16 protein-coding genes are annotated in these 19,448 nt (G+C 49.3%); 10 read left to right on the forward strand and 6 right to left on the reverse strand.

Annotated elements, in window-relative coordinates; all coding sequences use genetic code 11:
- Window positions 1–89 precede the first annotated feature (89 nt).
- Genes TREAZ_RS02215 through TREAZ_RS02230 form a run of 4 tightly spaced genes read left to right on the forward strand, consistent with a single transcriptional unit; the run spans window position 90 to window position 5,008 of the window.
- Window positions 90–1,616, forward strand: coding sequence for an ATP-binding cassette domain-containing protein (locus tag TREAZ_RS02215; protein WP_015710168.1), 1,527 nt, complete (start codon window positions 90–92; stop codon window positions 1,614–1,616).
- Window positions 1,617–1,627: 11 nt separating this feature from the next.
- Window positions 1,628–2,821, forward strand: coding sequence for an ABC transporter permease subunit (locus tag TREAZ_RS02220; RefSeq protein ID WP_015710169.1), 1,194 nt, complete (start codon window positions 1,628–1,630; stop codon window positions 2,819–2,821).
- An 18-nt stretch (window positions 2,822–2,839) separates the two neighbouring features.
- Window positions 2,840–3,841 carry a uroporphyrinogen decarboxylase family protein gene (locus TREAZ_RS02225; protein ID WP_015710170.1) on the forward strand — a complete coding sequence of 334 codons (1,002 nt, stop codon included), beginning with the start codon at window positions 2,840–2,842 and terminating at the stop codon, window positions 3,839–3,841.
- Window positions 3,842–3,856: 15 nt separating this feature from the next.
- Window positions 3,857–5,008, forward strand: coding sequence for a substrate-binding domain-containing protein (locus TREAZ_RS02230; RefSeq protein ID WP_148257638.1), 1,152 nt, complete (start codon window positions 3,857–3,859; stop codon window positions 5,006–5,008).
- On the opposite strand, the gene rarD is transcribed toward TREAZ_RS02230, so the two are convergent.
- From rarD to TREAZ_RS02255, 6 genes are all read right to left on the reverse strand, one after another.
- The gene (rarD, locus tag TREAZ_RS02235) at window positions 4,953–5,849 is read right to left on the reverse strand and encodes an EamA family transporter RarD (protein ID WP_043922749.1); all 897 of its coding nucleotides are present in this window, start codon (window positions 5,847–5,849) and stop codon (window positions 4,953–4,955) included. The two genes, TREAZ_RS02230 and rarD, sit on opposite strands and share 56 nt — an antisense overlap.
- On the reverse strand, window positions 5,846–6,937 hold the full coding sequence (locus tag TREAZ_RS18375) for an alpha-amylase family glycosyl hydrolase (RefSeq protein ID WP_052297625.1): 1,092 nt from the start codon (window positions 6,935–6,937) through the stop codon (window positions 5,846–5,848). Before TREAZ_RS18375 ends, rarD begins: the two co-directional genes overlap by 4 nt.
- A 28-nt stretch (window positions 6,938–6,965) precedes the next feature.
- Window positions 6,966–7,547 (reverse strand): alpha-amylase family glycosyl hydrolase, encoded by a 582-nt coding sequence (locus tag TREAZ_RS18380; RefSeq protein ID WP_052297626.1) that lies wholly within the window; start codon window positions 7,545–7,547, stop codon window positions 6,966–6,968.
- 3 nt (window positions 7,548–7,550) lie between these two features.
- Window positions 7,551–8,924, reverse strand: coding sequence for an MATE family efflux transporter (locus tag TREAZ_RS02245; protein ID WP_015710172.1), 1,374 nt, complete (start codon window positions 8,922–8,924; stop codon window positions 7,551–7,553).
- Between the two features lie 52 nt (window positions 8,925–8,976).
- Window positions 8,977–9,288, reverse strand: coding sequence for a hypothetical protein (locus TREAZ_RS02250; protein WP_148257642.1), 312 nt, complete (start codon window positions 9,286–9,288; stop codon window positions 8,977–8,979).
- Between the two features lie 124 nt (window positions 9,289–9,412).
- The gene (locus tag TREAZ_RS02255) at window positions 9,413–10,648 is read right to left on the reverse strand and encodes an integrase catalytic domain-containing protein (RefSeq protein WP_015709982.1); all 1,236 of its coding nucleotides are present in this window, start codon (window positions 10,646–10,648) and stop codon (window positions 9,413–9,415) included.
- 147 nt (window positions 10,649–10,795) lie between these two features.
- Here TREAZ_RS02255 and TREAZ_RS02260 point away from each other — a divergent pair, with 147 nt between their 5' ends.
- The 6 genes from TREAZ_RS02260 to TREAZ_RS02285 are packed head-to-tail and all read left to right on the forward strand — an operon-like array spanning window position 10,796 to window position 19,311.
- Window positions 10,796–12,295, forward strand: a complete 1,500-nt coding sequence (locus tag TREAZ_RS02260; RefSeq protein WP_015710174.1) for a Wadjet anti-phage system protein JetA family protein — start codon at window positions 10,796–10,798, stop codon at window positions 12,293–12,295.
- Between the two features lie 9 nt (window positions 12,296–12,304).
- Window positions 12,305–12,913, forward strand: coding sequence for a DUF4194 domain-containing protein (locus tag TREAZ_RS02265; protein ID WP_015710175.1), 609 nt, complete (start codon window positions 12,305–12,307; stop codon window positions 12,911–12,913).
- Complete coding sequence (locus TREAZ_RS02270) at window positions 12,910–16,122, forward strand: ATP-binding protein (RefSeq protein ID WP_015710176.1); 3,213 nt, start codon at window positions 12,910–12,912, stop codon at window positions 16,120–16,122. Before TREAZ_RS02265 ends, TREAZ_RS02270 begins: the two co-directional genes overlap by 4 nt.
- Window positions 16,119–17,345 carry a Wadjet anti-phage system protein JetD domain-containing protein gene (locus tag TREAZ_RS02275; RefSeq protein ID WP_015710177.1) on the forward strand — a complete coding sequence of 409 codons (1,227 nt, stop codon included), beginning with the start codon at window positions 16,119–16,121 and terminating at the stop codon, window positions 17,343–17,345. The genes TREAZ_RS02270 and TREAZ_RS02275 overlap by 4 nt, the downstream gene beginning before the upstream one ends.
- A gap of 35 nt (window positions 17,346–17,380) precedes the next feature.
- On the forward strand, window positions 17,381–17,968 hold the full coding sequence (locus TREAZ_RS02280; protein ID WP_015710178.1) for a TetR/AcrR family transcriptional regulator: 588 nt from the start codon (window positions 17,381–17,383) through the stop codon (window positions 17,966–17,968).
- Window positions 17,965–19,311, forward strand: a complete 1,347-nt coding sequence (locus TREAZ_RS02285) for an MATE family efflux transporter (protein ID WP_015710179.1) — start codon at window positions 17,965–17,967, stop codon at window positions 19,309–19,311. The genes TREAZ_RS02280 and TREAZ_RS02285 overlap by 4 nt, the downstream gene beginning before the upstream one ends.
- Window positions 19,312–19,448: the final 137 nt, after the last annotated feature.

Genomic DNA, 19,448 nt, shown 5'->3' on the forward strand with positions numbered 1-19,448 from the left:
AAATAATAAGGCCGGGTGTGAAGAAGCGGCAATACCGCTTCATATCCGGCCTTCTATGTCTTTATGGATTGTTTGTAAGGATACGACACATGGATGAATATATTCTTCAAGTTGAAAACCTGACCAAAGAATTTCCCGGTGTCCGCGCCCTGGACCAGGTAAATTTCAGAGTAAAGAAAGGCGAAATCCATTCCCTCTGCGGGGAAAACGGCGCCGGTAAATCGACCTTGATGAGCGTAATCAGCGGGGTGTATCCCAAGGGTAGCTACGAAGGAACGGTCTTGTATAAAGGCCACGAAACCAATTATCACAGTGTAAAAGACAGCGAAAAAGAAGGGCTTGCCATAATTCATCAGGAATTGGCTTTGAGTCCTTATTTATCAATTTATGAAAATATTTTCCTGGGACACATGAAAACCCGGTTGGGGATTATCAACTGGGATTATTATATTAAAGAATCACAAAAATATCTGGATCGGGTAGGTTTGAAAGAAAGCCCCTATACCACTGTCAGTAAACTGGGTGTAGGAAAACAACAGCTCGTGGAAATTGCCCGGGCCCTTTCCAAAGAAGTGGATCTTCTTATTCTTGATGAGCCGACTTCCTCACTGAATGATGAAGAAAGCAACCACCTGTTGGACCTTATCCTTGAGTTCAAGCGTCAGGGCATTACCGCGATTATGATTTCCCACAAGCTGAACGAAGTGCTCAGGATAGCTGACAGTATTACTATTTTCCGTGACGGTAAGACCATTTCTACCTACGATGTCAAAGCGGATAATCTCACCGAAGCGGTGATCATCAAAGACATGGTAGGACGGGATCTGACCCACCGCTTTCCGGACAGGAAATCAAACCCCGGCGAAACGATTATGGAAGTCAAAAACTGGTCGGTCTACCATCCTGACTATCACAGTATGAAAGTTGTGGATAATGCATCGTTCAATTTGCGGAAAGGCGAAATCCTTGCTTTCTGTGGACCCATGGGCGCGGGGCGCACCGAATTGATGATGAGCATCTACGGTAAATCCTACGGTTCCCGCAGCGAGGGAGAGCTTTGGCTCCACGGAAAAAAAATTGAGACCCGTTCGGCGAAAGCTGCACTTGAGGCAGGCATAGGCTATGTCTCGGAGGATAGAAAAAATCTGGGATTGATCCTGATTCAAACTATCAAGAACAATATTTCAGCCTCGTCCCTGGCAAAGAAATTCTCCCGTTTTGGTCTGGTTCTGGCAGCAAAAGAAATATCCGAAGCTGAAAAATACCGGAATGAATTACGCATCAAGACGCCGTCGATTAATCAGCTTGCCCGAAACCTTTCGGGCGGCAATCAGCAGAAGGTGGTTGTAGGGCGTATCCTGATGGCAGATCCTGATATCTTTATTGTTGACGAACCCACCAGGGGCATAGATGTAGGCGCAAAAACTGAAATATACGAAATTATAAACGAATTAGCGGCTCAGGGGAAAAGCGTAATTATGGTAAGTTCAGAACTTCCCGAAGCCCTGGGCATGGCGGACAGGATCTATGTAATGAATGAGGGAGAAATAAAGGGCGTGCTGAACCACGATGAGGCAACTCAGGAAAAAATAATGCACATGGCCCTGGTTGGATAAGGAGTGTACCAATGAGCGATACAGCAGAGAAAAAATCCGGTATAGGCAGTTTGTTGAAGAGCAATTTAAGGGGCTATTCAATGTTCTTTGTCCTGGCATTGATAATGCTTGCTTTTGCCTATCTTACAGGGGGTACCAATTTCTCATCCCGTAACTTTACCAATATTCTTATTCAGTACAGTTACGTGATGATCCTTGCAGTAGGAATGGTGATGGTGATCATCGTATTGGGCATAGACCTTTCAGTTGGTTCTGTATGCGCTTTTGTAGGATCCATCAGCGCTATGGTATACAATACCGGTATAGGTATGGGGCCTACGCTGATTATTGCCCTGGCTATCGGGGTTTTGGTAGGCGCCTTTTACGGATTCTGGATAGCCTACATGAATGTACCGGCTTTCATTGCAACTCTGGCGGGGATGCTCCTTTTCCGTGGTTTAAGCTACATCGTTACGAGCCTTAATCCCATTCAGCTGCGTGACAACGGCTACAAACAAATGGCTTCAGGGTTTTTCCCCAATATATGGATGAACGAAGCTGAAACTCTTGATCTCCTTCCCATCATTGTAGGAGTGCTGGTAGCGGTACTATTTATAATTTTCGATATTATTACCCGGCGTAACCGGAAAAAGAATAATTATGAGGTTTCCCCGATTTGGGCTTTTGTTTTAAAACTAATCATAATCAGCGCGTTGATAATCGCATTGAGCCAGCGTTTTGCAACATACCGGGGCCTGCCGATTGTTGTGGCGGTTTTGGCAATAACGATATTTATCTTCCAGTTTATGATGAACAACACGATTCTGGGACGCTACATTTATGCGGTCGGCGGAAACGCCAGATCAGCAAAACTGTCGGGAATAAACTCGGAACTGGTTGTCTTCATTGTATTCTGTTTGATGGGCCTCCTCACCGGCCTTGCCGCGGTTATCCATACAGGTTACATGAACTCCGCCCTGCCCGCAGCCGGTACCGGCTTTGAAATGGACGCCATCGCTTCCTGTTATATAGGCGGTGTTTCCGCAGCCGGCGGTATAGGCACCGTGGGCGGCGTTATTGTCGGCGCATTGATTATGTGCGCTATCAACAACGGCATGTCCCTCATGAACTTGGGCGCCGCATGGCAGCAGGTTGTCAGGGCCATCATCCTGCTTCTGGCTGTGTTCTACGATGTCTACACCCGGCGCAAAGCGGGATTAGGTTGATAGAGAGCCGCGTACAGCATGACCCCGAAGGAAAGGCTTTATGCCCGGCTGGCCGGAAAACCGGTAGACAAGATCCCCAATTTGAATATTTTTATGTCTCTTGTGGCAAAAGAAGCGGGAGTTACCTACAGCAAGTATATTTTGGATTATAGAAAACTAGCCGAAGGTAACCTCATCTGCGCTGAAAAATATGGTGTTGATTATGTCAGCACCATTTCCGACCCCATGAGGGAAGCGTCAGCTTTCGGTACAGTGGTTGAATACCCCGAAGACAACAACCCTTACGCAAAAGTTCCGCTGGTTACGGATGATATGGATCTCTCGGTACTGAAGCTTCCCGATCCCGCCGATAGCCCCCGCACTCTGGATCGCATCAAGGGCTGTGAACTCCTGCGGCAAAAAGTGGGAAATGAGTATCCCGTCATCGGCTGGATAGAAGGCTGTATTGCCGAAGCCGCCGATCTTCGCGGCCTGGATAACCTTTTGATGGATCTGGCAGCCGAAGAAGCCTATCTGGACGAATTCTTCGACATTGTTTTTGAGCAGCAGAAAAAATTCGCCAAAGCCCAGATAGACGCCGGGGCTGACTTTATCGGCCTGGGCAATGCGGCAGCCTCCCTTATCGGCCCTGAACTCTACGGCAAATACGGCCTCTCCCGGGACAAGGCCATGGTGGAATACATCCACTCCTGCGGTGGAAAAGTAAAACTACATATATGCGGCAATATCACTCCCCTTTTAAAACTTCTCACCCAGGTTGCTCCCGATATAATAGACATAGACTGGATGGTTGATTTCGCAGAAGCAGTTAAGGTATTTAAAGACACCCCCACTGCCGTAAGCGGCAATGTCGATCCTGTGGCGGTAATGCTTCAGGGTACGTCTCAATTTGTGGAAACCCAAATCCGCCATTGCATTGATGCCTGCGCAGCAAATAGCTGCATTGCCGCAGGCTGCGAAGTTCCTGCTGCCTCTCCAAAGGAGAACATTCTCCTTATGGATCGATTGCTGTATAAGTAATACTATAGTTACTGTATGATTCATTATTTTAACCGGAATATTCGATGGAGTTCTTCGCGGGTGAAAGCTGTTGCCGTTTTTTTTGGCCTCCTGCTCCTCGCCGCCTGTACGGCCGCAGGAAAGGCCGGACCCGCAGCCATTTCAGGAACAGCGGGCTCAGGCGGAAATGCGGCCCCAGGCAATTCATCGCAAAAAACTGAATCAGGCGCAAAGGATGCGGAGGCCCGCCCTGTCATTGGCTTTTCGATCGCCACCGATACTTTTATAACTGAAAGGTGGAACAAGGATTTAAAAGTGTTTTCAGGCGCGGCCCAGGAATTGGGGGCTGACGTGATAGTTCAGCTTTCCGCCGGAGGCACCAGGGAACAGATTGCGCAGATCAACTACATGATAAACCAGAAGATCGACATACTCGTGGTCATAGCCCATGACACGGAGATGATCTCGGGCGTAATCAGGCAGATTCGGAACGCGGGAATTCCCGTAATCGCCTATGACCGGATGATAGTCGGTGTTCCGGTGGACGCTTATATCTCATTCGACAGCCTTGAAGTGGGCCGCCAGTATGGTTTAGCTGTAAGCGAAGCAGTTCCCCAGGGTAAATATCTTGTGGTTAATGGGTCCCTTCACGATGTAAACAGTTTTGAAATCAGCAAAGGTCTCCACCAGATAATCGATCCCCTAGTCAATGCCGGCGCTGTCACGGTGGAACAGGAAATCTATCTTGAAGAATGGAGCTTTGACGAAGCCCTGGAACGCATCGGCGCCATTTTTGAAGAAACCACCGATTTCGATGCCATAATCTGCGGCAACGACAATATCGCAAGCGCAGCAATCCAGCTTTTATCAGAACGCCGCCTGGCGGGCAAAGTGGCGGTAGTGGGTCAGGATGCCGAACTCATTAGCTGCCAGCACATCGTGGAAGGCTTGCAGCTCATGACGGTCTACAAACCCATCGGCAAACTTGCCAGCCGCGCCGCCCGCCTTGCCATGGCCATTAAATCAGGCCAGGACTTCCCCCCGGACACCTTTACGGACAATCAGAGCGGCACCCCGATCCCCTCATACATCGAAAAGCCCATAGCGGTCAACAAAGACAATATGGACATAGTTATTCGAGATGGTTTCCATTCAAGGGAAGACATTTACCGGAATGTGATGGATTGAGGGAAAGGCAATAGAGGATCATAGCCGCCCAGATAAAAATAAACGCCCAGAGATCGCGGATGGAAAATGTTTCGCCGAAAACAAAAACCCCCAGAAAAAACAATATGGTCGGATTAATAAACTGAAGAAAACCCACTGTAGCAAGGGGGAGGAATTTTGCTCCCTGGGAGAAGGCCAAAAGGGGTACTGCGGTTATAATACCGCAGGACGCAAGAAGAATCCAGCGCAGTGGAGAAAGAGAAATCAGCTGGGGAATATCAGACGGGGGAAGCAGGAGAAACGCAAGGCCGATGGGCAATGCCGCCAGGGTTTCCGCTCCCAGGGATTCCATGGAACCGGCTTTGTTTTTCTTTTTTAAAAGGCCGTAAAAGCCGAAACTCAGAGCCAGAAGTACGGCCATAACAGGAAAGACCCCTGAAAAAAGGGTTTTGAGTATTACACCGAAAACCGCGAGGCCAAAAGCCGTCCACTGGAGGGGAGTTAATTTCTCTTTCAAAAAAATAAGGCCCAGAAGTATAGAAACAAGGGGATTCATATAATAGCCCAAAGACGCATCCATGGTGTGCCCTGTGTTGACCGCCCAAATATACAGGCCCCAGTTAAATGCAAGCGCCAGGGATGCAGCAACGGTAGATTTGCCGTTTTTTGAAAGCAGTTGTATCCATGTTTTATTTTTTATTGCTATGAGAGGCAAAACGGTAAATACAAGAGAGAAGACGATTCTGCATCCCAGAATGTGCAGGGGGCTTGTAAAGCTGAGAAGATGCCAGTAAAGAGGTAAAAAACCCCAGCAGATATAGGCAAAAGCAGCGTAAAGTACGCCTTTTCTGAAACCGGTCATTTCGTCATCCTGATTTTTGACATTATTCCTTCCCAGGGAAGTATCGAACCTGCCGTTGCCATACGGCCTGTATTGGAAATGACCGCATTGCCGGAGATCCACGCTTCCACCGCCTGCCTTGCCTTTTTTGACAACTGAATTTCCTTATCCGAAAAATTGAGCAACACCACATAGGCTTCGCCATGCAGTTCCCGGCGGTACGCCATGATGCGGGTGTCGGCGTAAACAGGAATAAAGGCGCCGCTTTTTAGGCACTCACTTGAGAGGCGCAGTTGTATCAGCTTTTTGTAAAAAGCCAGCACTGAATCGGGATCATTTTTCTGCGCCTCATAATTGATACGCGTGTAATTACGGCTAATTCCCAGCCAGGGCCTGCCCGTTGTAAACCCGGCGTTCACGCCGGAATTCCACTGCATGGGCGTGCGGGCATTATCCCGGGAAGAAATTTTTATCCACCTCCACCTGAGCCATGCGGGGATGTGAAGCTTCTTCATAAGTTTGTTAAGGTTATGGCTTTCCACATCATTGACTTCGTCAAGGCTTTTAAAGTCAAAATTGGTCATGCCGATTTCCTGGCCCTGGTAAATAAAAGGAGTGCCCCGGAGGGTCAATTCCATCAAGGCCAGAAGTTTGGCGCTCCGCTTCCACATTTCGCCGTTGTCTTTATACAAAGTAGCGGGATTCTTGCAGGCCCCGAAATGGGAAACTATGCGGGGCTGGTCGTGGTTTTCAAGGTACACCGCATTCCATTGGAGGCCCTGCTGCCATTTGGCAAGGAGCTCAAGCAATTTGGAGGCTTGGAATTTCTTTGGAATAAAGCGGGCAATGCGGCGGTCTATTTCAAGATGCTCAAAATAAAAAAGCATATCCAGCTCTTTGCATTCCTTGTCGCAGAGAAGCTTTGCCTCAGGAAGATCCACCATCACGGTTTCGCCCACCGTAAAGCAGTCATAATTATCCAGCACATCCCGGCGCAATTCGCGGAGTATGGCGTGGTTGCCTTCCTGGGATTTATAGTGCTCTATGCCCTGCACGGAAAGGCTCTTTTTGCCGTCGTCAAGGCTCGTCTTATAAATGATATTGATCACATCGCAGCGGAAACCCGCAGCGCCTTTGTCAAGCCAAAAACGGAAGATTTTTTTTGATTTCGTCGATTACTTTTGGATTTTTATAATTGAGATCAGGCTGCTTTTTGTGGAACAAATGGAGATAGTACTGCCCGCTTCTTTCGTCAAACCCCCACACATTCTCCATAAAAAAACCTGTCCAATTGTTTGGCAGGGCTTCCTGAGTCCCGGGCTTCGCCCCGACCTTGGGGGGCTGCCAAATGTAATAATCACGGTAAGGGCTGTTGGGATTACGGCTTTTTTGGAACCATTCATGCTCGTCGGAAGTATGGTTTATCACCATATCCATAATGATCCTGATATCCCGCTTTCCGGCTTCCGCAAAAAGCCTTTCCATATCGGCAAGGCTTCCGAATTTGGGATCGATGGAACAGTAGTCGCTGATATCATAGCCATTGTCGGCATCAGGGGATTTATACACCGGCGAAAGCCAGAGAATCCCAATGCCCAGATCCGCCAGCTCATCCAAACGGGAAATAATCCCTGGTATGTCGCCTATGCCATCGCCATTGGAATCCTGAAAACTCCGTGGATAGATTTGATACGCTATGCGATCCTGCCACCACTTCATGCTCTAAGACTCCGCCACAACAGGGGCATGCTTAATCACATTGACTTTCCACCTGCCGGTGAACAAATACACGATGATCACCAAGAGCACCCCGGCGCTTGCAACAGGGGCGCCGAGCCCTACACCCGCGAGGCCCCAGCCCAGAGTGATGCCGAAGAAATAGCAAACCGGTACGCGCAGCAAAACTGCGGACAGCATACCGGTTATTAAGGTAAAGAGGGTATGGCCGCCGCCCATCAAAAAACCGTTGATGCAGAACACAAAGGGGATAATTAAAAAATCAAATGCAAAAGTTCTAAGATAAGCAACGCCATCACGTATCATCTGCGGATCGCTGCCAAAAATTTCCACTACAAAAGAAGGGAATATCTGCACAAAGGCAAAAAAGGCAAAGGTGATGCAGGCAGAAATGGCAGAGCCTATAAAACAGGCTTTGGCAGCCCTGTCCGGTTTTCCTGCCCCAAAATTCTGGGCGCTCATGGCAGAGACCGATGCGCTCAAAGCCTGGGTGGGCATAAAGGCGAAACTGTTGAACTTGCCCACAGCCCCCACCGCAGCCGATGCGCTCACCCCGCCCACGATGTTGATAATGGCAGTAAGGAACATGAACGAAACGCTGGTAACGCTGTTCTGTATGCAAGTGGGCAGCCCTATCTTAAAAATGAGCCGCAACTGATCCCCGTAAATATGAAAAGACTTGAGCTTGAAATCAAAATGAAAATCGTTCTTCACCATATAGCCTATGCAGAGGAAAACGCTTATTGCCTGTGAAATTACCGTTGCCAACGCCGCGCCGAATGCCGCCCAGCCGAAGACGCCCACAAAAACGAGGTCCAGTATCACATTGGCAACGCAGGCTGCCAGCACAAAATAAAAGGGCTGCTTGGAATTCCCCATGCCCCGGAGTATTGCGCTCAGGGCGTTGTAACCAAAAATGAAGATGATGCCCGCAAGAGTCACCGTGAGATAGCGGTCGCTTTCAACAAAGGATTCTTCCGGGGTGCGGATAAGGCGCAGTATGGGGCCTTTGAGCAAGAGCATGACAACCGTAATCACCAGCGCCGCCATGGTAAGGAGGGTGATGATGGTGGCGGTTACGCGCCGCAGCGCCGCCCTGTTCCCCATGCCTATATACTGGCCAATAAGCACCGTAGCGCCCATGGCAAAACCGATAACCGTATTGGTCAGGATAAAGGTCACCTGCCCCCCGATATTCACCCCCGAGAGGCTTTCGATACCACAGAAGTTGCCTACAATCAGCATATCCGCCACATTGTAAAAGGACTGCACCAGGTTGCTGGCGAGGAAAGGGATGGCAAAAACCACCAATTTGTTCAGCACCTTCCCTTCGGAGAGATTATTTTCAATTTTTGCCATTGTGGTTCTAGTGTATCCATTCTTCAGGTTTTTTCATACAACACCTTGCGGCTCAGTCCTTCCCGGCTTTTTCAATCCTCTTAAAATCCTCATCGGAAATAACAGCAAGGCAGCCCTTGCCCCAGAAAGCTATATCATCAAGGGCGAGCCAGCGGCTTTTCTGGCCGTAGGTAAAGTCCAATATGGCATTGGCGCCTTTTGAACGAGCCTTGGAAGCGAGATTGTTTTTAACATCCCGCAAGGACTTAAGCTGGGCGCCTATTTTGAAACTCAGGTCGCAGCTGATGTGGGCGCCCCTTTCCGCGCCAGGGAAATCGCCCTCGACAAAAATTATGCCTTCGTAGATAACAGTATAAGCCATCATTTCTGATATTACTGTATTTTATTGGACGTTTCAATATTGAAATTCCCATTTAACCCCCCGTAATGCCTCAAAATAAAATCTAACCGAAAGGAACGGCTGCCTCACAATAAAAATCTAACCGTGGCTAAACATCTTCAAGAGCCGAAGCAGCAAGGGACTTCTGGCTCTGAAGCTCGAAGAGAGCCATCAGTGCATGGTTGACCAGGCGTTTCTGTTTGACCGGATTGAGACGGGCAGCCCTGCGTCGAAGCTCGTCCTTGAATGTATCAGGAAGGTCAGGGGATTCCAAGAGGCGCCTGTAGGGCGACTTGGGTTTGTCGTACACCTTCTTGACCCTGGCCCCTATCCGCTCCTTGGCGATTATTTTTTCTGAAGGGTAAAAATAGTTGAGCAGGGGACAGAGATGGCGGTAGACCTCGGCCAGGGCGTCTCTGGCCTGGAGGGTGTCATAGCGATAGTACCCCACGGTCCTGCGGACGGTCATGTCGTTTTTCTGCTCCACGAAGCAGTTGTCGTTCTTGTGGTAGGAACGGCTGCGGGTGAACTGGACGCGGTGTTCGTCACACCATGCCTTGAGCTGGTAATTAATGAACTCCCCGCCGTTATCGCTGTCGATGCCCAAAAGGGGGAAGGGAAACTGGGAGGGGAAGAGAGACACCTCCTCTTTAACCCAGCGATGGGCCTTGTTGAGGAGGGCGCGGAGCTCCACCCAGCCTGAATAGACATCGGTGGCATTGAGGGTACAGCAGAACTCGCCTGAGGCGTTTCCGCCGTCATGAACCACCGTATCCAGCTCAAAAAAGCCCGGTTTCCTCTCATCCCAGGCATAAAAGACACGGATGGGGATCTGGTGCTTGAGGAGGCCACCGGGCCGTGTGGCGCTCCGTCCTTTTAATTCCAGCTTCTTCCGTTCAGGCTTGAGCTTCCGGTCGATGGTGGCGGGGCTTATGGCAAGCAGCTGCGCCTTTACCTCCTTGGTGATGCCAAACTCCTTGCAGGGATTGAGGAAAGGCATCTGTTCCCGGAGGAAGGGGGAAAGCCTTTTCCCGCACATGTAATCAAAGAACTCCCAAATCAGTTTGAGGGCTTTTATCGTTGCCGCCTGGTAGACCGGCTTCCGCCCTCCCCCTGCTTTTCGTTTTTTAAACGCATCGGCCTTGAGCTTAACAACCCTTCCGGCCAGTCTGACCAGTTCCGTTCTCCCCCAATTCGCCAAAAGGTGCAGGGCGTATTTCCGGTTGTACCCTGTGTTCTGGACAAACTCGTCCAGGATAGCGGTCTTGCCCTTTTTCCCGGCTTTGCGATACCGCTTGCTGATTTCTCTGGCAAGCGCCTGTTTCTCTTTCATCGTTAACCCCATTGAGCCCTCCGGTACCCTTGTTACCGGATATAGGCTACATAATTTGGGTTAGAATTTTATTATGAGGCATTCCCTGTTTTGGGTTAGATTATTTATGAGGCAACGCGCCCCCTTTACCCTAAGCTCTTTCCCCACTATTATCAGTATATGCCCCTTGGTACCGGGGTCTTTGCCACCCTGCCTGAAAATTTCTTTTCCCCTCTGGCACGGGTAAATCGTGAACATTATGCTAATCTTCTGCTTATCTATTACCGCCTCTTTCAGGAAAATGCCCGGGGCATTGAACGCGAACAGGTAGTGCGTTCTTTTACGGATTATCTTGGCCTCCACCGGAATACCTTGGCGGACGAATCGCCGGATGCAGGGGATAATACTGATTCCCCGGACGAGGCTGTCCTGCCCGAGGCTGAGCTCCTGACGCCGGAGCTGGACTTCGAAAACAGAGAAGAAAATAAAGAATCAACGGAACACCCGGCAAAGTCTCCGTTCCTGAATGACCGCGCCTTGGCAAGCCGTTTTCTCCGCAAGCTTATCAATGCGGGCTGGCTCGACGAAGAGATCCTGGCTGACTACACAAAAGTCATCAATATTACCCCCCATGGGCGGCCTTTTCTGGAGGCCCTTGCAAAGGTTGATGAAGGACTAAAAAACGAATACGAAAGCCACGTAGTCGCCATCTATTCCCTGCTTTGCACCGACGCGATTACCGATAACGGTCATTATGCGGTGCGGAACGCCTATGTCCATACCCAGGCCCTCATTGATTCCCTTAAAGTGCTTTCCCAGAGCATTAAGGGATATTATGACAGGATTAGCACTGATGCTGCACAATTCGGCATTTCAGGCATACTCCGCCTGCAATACGATGAATATGCCCCTCAGATCCTTGACGCCGCTTACAAGCGTTTAAAAACCTCGGACAACCTTTCCCGCTACAGGCCGAAGATTCTCGAGCAGGTAGGGGATCTTCTGCGCAACAATGCCTGGCTGGATACAAGCGCCAGAAAGCTTGCGGTGATGAAGGCCCAAACCCAATTTGAATGCAAAAGGCAGCTTGAGGATATGCTCAATGAAATTCGCGACACCCTTAATGCGGTGGACCCCCTGCTGCGCGAAATCGATCACCGGAACAGCCTTTATTCGCGATCCAGCACTGAACGGATAAAAGTGCTGCTGGAGCCTGATTCCACCATTGCAGGGAAAATCGCGGCCCTGGTTAAGGAAATCCATGTCGGGAACAAAGGCCTTTATCACAGGCTGGCACACAGGCTTCACCGGATTAGGGCTTTTGCGCCGGAGTCCCTGTATAAAAGGCAGAAAAAAGAAGCCCCCGATTTTATGCAAGCTGTAGCGCCTGCCGACAGGGCAGCCCTCGAAAGGGATAAAGAGCTTTTCATGAACAGGCTTCTTAATCAGCTCGGCATTAAGCGGATAAGCGCCTGGCTTGATGAGCATGGCGGGCAGGAGAGGCTTCTTTCTTCCAAAGATCTGGTATACGACGAGGCTTCCTTTGTCCGTTTTATCTATTCAGTGCTTTATGCTGATTCAAGGCAGACCTTCGATTATGGCATAGAAGACAAGCCTGAATATGAATCCATTGACGCCGCAGGGTACGGGGTGCCGGATCTTTTATTAAGGAAGAAATAAGGAAAAAGGATGTTACAGGATCTTCAGGGTTTGTCCCTTATCACCGAATTGACCGCCTCGGATTTTGATCTGTTTAAAACAGCAGTGCGCACGCTCCTGGCAAAAACATTCATAATCAGGGGCATAGAAAAAGAACGGGAACTTTATGATTTTGCCATACGCAACGCTTCGCTTTTTGACGCATGGTTTTCCTGCATGGACGCAAGCCTGGTACGGGACGAAAGCCTCGGGGTGGTAAGCTTCCGGGGAGGCGGCGATACCCGCCTGCGCCTGGGCCGGGAAGAAACTTGCGCCTTCCTCGTTGCCCGGCTTCTCTATGAAGAAAAGCGGGCGGAGCTTTTCCTCACCGCCTTTCCCACCGTGCGGATTGGCGATTTTGTTGACCGCTACAATGCCATGGCTGACGAGAAGCTTAAAAAGACCCGCCAAAAAGAAATCTTCCGCCGCCTCCAGTCCTATAAAGTGATAGCCTTTGATGCTTCCGATTTCGCGGACCCCGAGGGGACCATGATCCTCTACCCCAGTCTAGCCATGGGACTTGACAGGGACGGCATTGACGAGCTTATGGCGCAAATTGCGCAGGTAACGGCGGCGAAGAAAGAGGACAACCCATCATGATTACCCTTGAACGCGTGCGCCTGGTGAATTGGCATAATTTTGATGATACCCTTATTGCCATAGGAAACCGCTGCCTTTTTGCAGGCGACAATGGTTCAGGCAAGACCACGATACTCGATGCCATTCAATATGCTATGGCAGCGGATCTTCGCAAGGCCAGGTTCAACGCTGCTGCAGGTGAGCGCAAGAGCGGCAGGGATCTTTTGGGCTATGTGCGCTGCAAAGTCGGCAGCGATACTACCGATTACATGCGGGGCGATACCGTAGCCCATGTAATGCTGGAATTTTCCCGTACCGGTGGAGAAGTTTTATCCGCAGGGGTCTGTGTTGAAGCCTATACAGACGGGAATTGCAATGAACATTTTTGGATGGGGAGTTTGCCCATTGCTTCGTTAAAAGTGCGTACCGGCCAGGAGCAGCCCCTTAATTTCCGCCAGCTTAAGGACAGCTGGGCCGGCGCCGCCGCTCACGCAAACAAAAAGATGGAAACCTTTGAATCGAAAAAACTTTACCTCAGGGAATTCACTGCGGCAATTGGAGTATGGCGGCGCAATATAGATTACAGTCCTTACCTCGAAGCCTTTACCAGATCCGTGAGTTTTACCCCCATGATCTCGGTGGATCGATTTGTTTGCGATTATATTCTGGAGGAAAAACCTGTCGAAATACAGGACATGAAGAATAACCTTGAAAGTTATAAAGAAGCGGAGCGTGAAGCCAAAGGGGCGGTTCAGCGTATAGAAGTGCTTAAAAAAATCAGCGCAAAAGCCGCAGAATGGCGCATGTACGAAGGACTCATCCTTAAACAGGAATATCTCATGCTCCGCATTCACCGGGACGAAGAACTTCAAAAAAACCAAAAGGAAGAACGCAAACTTTCCGCAGCTGAAGAAAAACTGAAATCCCTGGAGCAAAAAATAGCCGGGCTTAATGAAAGTCGTTTTGAATGGGAAAATGAACTGCGGAAAACCGATGCCAGCTTGGCTGCCAATGATGCCCATATCCTTTACATGCAGATTGAAGATCGCATTAACAGGCTAAAAAAAGATCTTGAAATCGAAGAACCCAAGGCCGAACGCTACCATACCTTAAAAACCCAATGCGAGGCCATGTTGGGCCGGAAATTGAGCGAAAACCCTGCGGAAGACAGCTCAAAGATCGAATCCGAAGAAAATCAAGCCCGATCAGAAAAAGACGCCGCCCGCATACAAAAGGAAGAGGCCGCCCTCGCCCTGCGCGAAGCCTCAGCGGAACTGGCCGAACTTGAACGGGGATTACTGCGGTATCCCGAAGCGCCGGCAAGCCTTAAAGCAGCACTCGAAAAAGAAGGTATAGCCGCCGCCATTCTTGCCGATATTGCCGATATTACAAACCCCGATTGGGTGGATGCGGTCGAAGGCTGGCTCAGCACCCGGCGTTTTGCCATTTTGGTAGATCCGAAGGATTTTCAAAAGGCTCTCGAAATTTACGACCGCCTTCCCCGTCACATATCAGGGGCTTTTCTTCCCAACCTCGAAAAAATGCGGGATGCGGTCGAAAGAAACCCGGCACAGAAAAATTCCCTCGCCTCCCTTGTGGAAACCGGATCAATCTATGCCCGGCATTACATCGATTTTGTCCTGGGCAATGTAATCTGCGCAGATATCAGGAGCTTGAAAAACTTCGGTTCGGCAGTAACCAGGGAATGCATGCGTTATTCCGGTTTTACCGCGTCGCGGATAGATCAAAATATCTATAGCCGCCATTATCTTGGCAAGGCAGCCCAAAGGGAACGCAAAGAATTCCTTATAGCAGAAAAACTGCGGCTTCAAAAAGTTCATGAAGAATCAACAGCAAAGGAACAAGAAGCTGCGCAAAAAGAAGAAGGCTTCCGCAGGGTAGGCCGCACCCTTATCGATTTAAGTTACCTTCTCCCCTCGGTGGCTGCCACGTTAAAAATGCGCAATGATTTGTCAGTGGCTGAAAATGAACTTTCGGCCATTGACACCAGGAGTTTCAAGGAACTCCAGGAAAAACGGGACAGCCTTGCAGAACGCATACGCGTAAGCGGTGAAGGATTGCAAAGCTGTTACAAAGAGCAGGGAAGCGAAAATCAAATCATTATCGACTGCCGTGCTTCAATGGAAAATATAAAAACCGCAATTGGGGATCGTGAACACGCAATAGGGCTTTTTGCCGAAAACCATCCCTTCGAAATAAGCGAATGCGAGGATTATGCGGAAAAACAGCTTAGCAAAGAAAATATTTACGACCTTTCGAGCAAATATGAATCGAATTTAAAGGGATATCAAACAAGCGTCAAAAACCGCCGTGCCGAATATGCTGACCTTGTCCACAACTACGACAGGGATTTTCATACCTATCTCCCCATAGACCCTGGGGAAAATGACGAGGCGGAAAAACTGTTAAAACGCCTCGAAACATCCGAGCTACCTGAATACCGCGAAAAGATAGAAAAAGCCAAACGGGATGCCGAAAAGGAATTCAAAGAGCATTTCATTTCCAATCTTAACGAGAACATAGAAATAGCGCGCGAAAGCTTTAAGGAGATAAACGAAATACTCCGCTCCCTTTCTTTTGGCCGCGACCAGTACCGCTTTGCCCTGGAAGAAAAAAGCGACCGCAAGGGGCAAATCGAAATTATCAAGAGAACCGCAGCCATCCCCACCATGGACGACGGTCTCTTTTCCCAAATCAACGACCCCGAAGAATACAAAGCCGTGGAAATGCTTTTCGAAAAAATCCTCACCACCGACCTCGATTCCCCGGAAATGCGGAGCATCTGCGATTACCGCACCTACTTCCAGTACGATATCAAAATCCGCGCCACCGATACCATCGATCAAATCACCGGCAAGCCTATGGACAGCTCCCTCTCCAAAGTGATTCGTGAGAAATCGGGCGGCGAAACCCAGACTCCCTACTATGTCGCCATTGCCGCAAGCTTCTACCGCTTTTTCAAAGACCGCCCCGAAGAAACCATACGCCTCGTAATGTTTGACGAAGCCTTTAACCGCATGGACGACGAACGGATTATCAAAATACTCAATTTTTATAAAGACCTCAATATCCAGCTTATCAGCGCCGTACCTCCTGAAAAAATCGAAGCCATCGCCCCCCAGGTAGACCGCACGAACCTCGTTGTGCGCCACGGCTATTCTGCGCGGGTCTGGGATTTCCACGGGGAAGCCGGGAAAGCAAAAGCATGACCACCTGGGAAGATCATATACTCAACGCCTTTATAGAGCGTTACCCTTTTTCGGTCTCCGCCAAAGTCAATAGCGCGGATTTTCCTGCGGCAAACCATAGGCTGCGTATTCCTGCCGCAAAAATCTTCCCCGGCTTTGATAACGCCCCGCCTGACGAAAAGGAATCTTTCCTCGACGCTGTGGAATCCCTTGAGACACAAGGGTTCGTCTCCCTTGTCTGGGCACGCCACAGAAAAGGCGAGCTGCTTTCCGCCATTGTCTGCCTCGACATGGAAAAGCTTTATCAATTAAGAAAAAGGCTTTCGCCTAAAGCCGCTGCGGAAGAGGCACGGGAAGCGGCGGAACAAATCGTTTCACCCAATGATACCTTGGGCGCTTTTTTCGCTTTCCTTGCCAATGGCATCACAGCCCTTGATGCCGCCAAGGGGATCAATGCAGAATCGGTGCACGATTTGGCAAAACTCTTTACGGCAATTTCCAAACCCATAAACCTTACCCTTCGCGCCCTGTCAGTCTCGCTTTATAATGATTCCAAAAGGCTCGAAGCCCTTATTAATTCATTCAAGACGATTTTTGCCAGGGCAGAAAAACAGGGAATATCCATTCCTGAATTTTCGTTTCTTGACCGTTCCTTTCCTGAAACTTCCATAGCCGGAAAAATTATCATCAATATTGAAGATTCTCGGCCCCTGGCCAATGAAAACGGCGTAATACTCATCCTGCCCCTTATCACCATTCAAAAAATCAGATCCATAACAGGCTATTGCTCCGTACCCGCCGCAGGTAAATCTCCCTCGGTATTAATGATAGAAAACAAGGAAACGTTCTTTACCCTTGCCGCCTCTTCGCACAAATACACCTGCCTGCTCTATATTGGCGGCCATCCCAACAGGGCGGTACGCGCCCTGGCAAAGGTTCTTGCAAAATCGGGCTTTGCTTTCTTCCATGCAGGCGACCTTGACCCCGAGGGCATACTCATTTTGCAGGAGCTTCAGGATATAGCAGGCCAAACCGTAACGCCCGTATGCATGGATGCCTCAACCTTCGATGGGTATCTTCAGCATGGCAGGAAGCTTGAGCCGTCCATGCTGAAGCGTATCAGCCTGATAAAAGACGAAACCCGCGCCCTTCCGGGCATACGGGAGCTTATCCAAAGAATTGAAACAAGCGGCAAAGGGATCGAGCAGGAGATTATTGAATACAAGCCCTGGACTCTTGACTAACTAATTAAATTAGTTATATATTATGTATATTAGTTATGGGGCAAAAACGCGGCCTGAATAAAGAAACGATTCTCTCTGCTGCGCTGCTGATTACCGAATCAGAAGGCTTTGAAAATTTAAGCCTGCAAAACCTGGCAGCAGCCCTTGAGGTGAAACCGCCGTCCCTGTATAACCATGTCGCCGGTCTGGACGACATACGGGTACAGGTTGCCCAATCGGCTCTTGAGCAGATGGAAAAAAGCATACGCGACCGGGTTGTGGGCCGCTCTCATGAGAAGGCGATCAGGGAAATTGCAGCCGCTTATCGTGATTTTGCCAGGAAACACCCTCAATTGTATAAAGTTCTCTCAATTATTGCCCGGATAGACGATGGAGAATTACGGGAAACAGCCCATTCCCTGCAAAACACCTTTCGCAGGATATTGGAACCTTACCGATTGATACCCCGGGACGAAACACATTTTATCCGCTTTATGCGCAGCAGCCTCCATGGTTTCGTATCCCTCGAGGCCATGGGGTTTTTCCGGCATGGCAGGGGGGTAAACAAGGATTTGAGCTTTATCGAAATGACCAACATGTTTATCGATATACTCAAGAGTTATACAAATAGGAAGCACCCATGAACACAGATGAACAAAATCAGAAATTCCTCAAAATGACCACCGCTCCTGTGGGACGGCTTATTACGAGTCTTGCCATCCCCTCGATTTTAATAATGCTGATTACCTCAATTTACAACATGACGGATACATTTTTCGTAAGCTTCCTGGGGACCAGCGCCACAGCGGCAGTGGGCGTTGCCTTCCCCCTTATGGCGGTGATACAGGCTGTCGGATTTTTCTTCGGTCATGGAACGGGGAATTACATAGCCCGGGAACTGGGCGCACAGCACTACAAAAACGCTTCCAAAATGGCTGCCACAGGTTTTTATTCAGCCTTTATTGCAGGCGCGGTCCTGGCATGCTTTGGCTCTTTAGGTTTAGACCCTCTTGTCCGCCTGCTCGGCGCTACGGATACCATACTCCCCTTTGGGCGCGACTACCTGCGTTTCATCCTTATCGGCGCCCCTTTTATGATGTGTTCCCTGATGCAGAACAACCTTCTGCGCTATCAGGGCAGTTCTTTTAACGGCATGATTGGCATGGTAGGCGGGGCGGTTATCAATATGGGCCTGGACCCGCTGTTCATTTTCGTATTCCATTGGGGGATTGCAGGGGCTTCCCTTGCAACGTGCTTAAGCCAGGTTGTCAGTTTCGGCCTCCTCTTTATAGGCTCAACCAAAAAAGACAATGTGCGCATACAATTAAAATACTTTTCCCCCAGCATCGCAAACTATAAAGAAATGGTAAGAGGCGGCCTTCCGTCCCTGGTGCGCCAGGGCATAGCAAGCGTGTCAGGCATATTCATGAATAATTTTGCCGGTTCTTTTGGCGATGAAGCAATTGCGGCCCTTACCATTGTGCAGCGGGTGTTCAACATGGCCGGCTCCCTGGTCGGCGGCATAGGGCAGGGGTTCCAGCCTGTATGCGGTTTCAATTATGGCGCAAAATTATACAAGCGGGTAAAAGAAGGCTTCCGCTTCTCCTTCCTTGCCATGACCATCCCGCTCATACCCTTGGGCCTTCTCGGCTTTGTCTTTGCCCCCCAAATAATCGCGCTCTTCAGGCCCGACGATCTCCTGCTTATAAAAATCGGGACCCAGGCGTTCCGGTTTCAGTGTTCTACCATACTTTTTTTGGGCTGGATTACTATCAACAATATGATGATGCAGACCATGGGAAAAGCCTTCAAGGCAAGCCTCCTTGCCTTTGCCCGCCAGGGGCTATTTATGTTGCCCCTGCTATTCATTCTGACCCCGATCTTTGGGCTCACCGGCATTCTGGCCAGCCAGCCAGCTGCCGACATTGCGACATTTGCATTATCAATACCCCTCTCTGCCAGTGTTTTTAAAGAGATGAAGGAATAGTGTATACAAAAGTAGACAATTTGCCCTGTTTCACCCTAATGGCAAGTTAAATTTCTCTTGAATTCTTCAAAATACAGGCCTAATTTATTTGGTTTTTTCAATAATTATGAGTATATTATGACTGAAATACTAATAAT

Origin of the sequence: Leadbettera azotonutricia ZAS-9 (assembly GCF_000214355.1) — a bacterium.
Lineage (GTDB): Bacteria > Spirochaetota > Spirochaetia > Treponematales > Breznakiellaceae > Leadbettera > Leadbettera azotonutricia.

Excerpts from the sequence above, each read along its gene's own strand:
- TREAZ_RS02215 (WP_015710168.1), top strand. The coding sequence starts at position 90 with ATGGATGAATATATTCTTCAAGTTGAAAACCTGACCAAAGAATTTCCC.
- TREAZ_RS02220 (WP_015710169.1), top strand. The coding sequence starts at position 1,628 with ATGAGCGATACAGCAGAGAAAAAATCCGGTATAGGCAGTTTGTTGAAG.
- TREAZ_RS02225 (WP_015710170.1), top strand. The coding sequence starts at position 2,840 with ATGACCCCGAAGGAAAGGCTTTATGCCCGGCTGGCCGGAAAACCGGTA.
- TREAZ_RS02230 (WP_148257638.1), top strand. The coding sequence starts at position 3,857 with ATGATTCATTATTTTAACCGGAATATTCGATGGAGTTCTTCGCGGGTG.
- rarD (WP_043922749.1), bottom strand. The coding sequence starts at position 5,849 with ATGACCGGTTTCAGAAAAGGCGTACTTTACGCTGCTTTTGCCTATATC.
- TREAZ_RS18380 (WP_052297626.1), bottom strand. The coding sequence starts at position 7,547 with ATGAAGTGGTGGCAGGATCGCATAGCGTATCAAATCTATCCACGGAGT.
- TREAZ_RS02245 (WP_015710172.1), bottom strand. The coding sequence starts at position 8,924 with ATGGCAAAAATTGAAAATAATCTCTCCGAAGGGAAGGTGCTGAACAAA.
- TREAZ_RS02250 (WP_148257642.1), bottom strand. The coding sequence starts at position 9,288 with ATGATGGCTTATACTGTTATCTACGAAGGCATAATTTTTGTCGAGGGC.
- TREAZ_RS02255 (WP_015709982.1), bottom strand. The coding sequence starts at position 10,648 with ATGGGGTTAACGATGAAAGAGAAACAGGCGCTTGCCAGAGAAATCAGC.
- TREAZ_RS02260 (WP_015710174.1), top strand. The coding sequence starts at position 10,796 with ATGCCCCTTGGTACCGGGGTCTTTGCCACCCTGCCTGAAAATTTCTTT.
- TREAZ_RS02265 (WP_015710175.1), top strand. The coding sequence starts at position 12,305 with ATGTTACAGGATCTTCAGGGTTTGTCCCTTATCACCGAATTGACCGCC.
- TREAZ_RS02270 (WP_015710176.1), top strand. The coding sequence starts at position 12,910 with ATGATTACCCTTGAACGCGTGCGCCTGGTGAATTGGCATAATTTTGAT.
- TREAZ_RS02275 (WP_015710177.1), top strand. The coding sequence starts at position 16,119 with ATGACCACCTGGGAAGATCATATACTCAACGCCTTTATAGAGCGTTAC.
- TREAZ_RS02280 (WP_015710178.1), top strand. The coding sequence starts at position 17,381 with ATGGGGCAAAAACGCGGCCTGAATAAAGAAACGATTCTCTCTGCTGCG.
- TREAZ_RS02285 (WP_015710179.1), top strand. The coding sequence starts at position 17,965 with ATGAACACAGATGAACAAAATCAGAAATTCCTCAAAATGACCACCGCT.